Origin of the sequence: Streptomyces sp. SID13726 (assembly GCF_010548375.1) — a bacterium.
Classification (GTDB): Bacteria; Actinomycetota; Actinomycetes; order Streptomycetales; family Streptomycetaceae; genus Streptomyces.
Genome location: NZ_JAAGLY010000347.1, coordinates 1 through 473, shown reverse-complemented (window position 1 = coordinate 473; position 473 = coordinate 1). Strand labels below are relative to the sequence as shown.

Genomic DNA, 473 nt, shown 5'->3' with positions numbered 1-473 from the left:
TGCGTGGCCGCCCAGGTTAGAACGCCGTGGGCGGAACAGTCCCGAACTTTCCCGAACAGCCGGGAACAGTCGTGGTGTTCCGCCGGACAACCGCGTCGTTCAGGGGACTTCCGGGGCGATCCGCCGGGCTCGGATTCGTTCCGTACGCGGCGGCCGGCCGCCTCGGCGGGGGTCTGATCGAGCCATGACCACTCCACGTGAAACGGACCAGCCGTTCCTGTCCCTGCACACCGCCGTCGTCCTCGTCATCGCCTTGCTGATCGGCTGCGCCGTCGGCGGGCTGAGCTTCATGGGCGCGGTCCCCGTCGCCCTCTCCGTACTCGCCGGTCTCACCGCCGCCGGCGGGGCCGTTCCCGTACTGCGGGGGCTGATCCGCTGAGGCCGAACCCTTACGGAGCCGGGGGGAGTTCGCCCGAGCCGCGGGGGATCAGCCGGGTCGGGAGTTCGATGCGGGCCGGGGCGAGGGCGGCGCC

General features: G+C 71.9%; 1 protein-coding gene. It reads left to right on the top strand.

Annotated features, from left to right (window positions below; genetic code table 11):
• Positions 1-184 precede the first annotated feature (184 nt).
• On the top strand, positions 185-379 hold the full coding sequence (locus G3I78_RS48005; protein ID WP_030860407.1) for a hypothetical protein: 195 nt from the start codon (positions 185-187) through the stop codon (positions 377-379).
• Positions 380-473 lie beyond the last annotated feature (94 nt).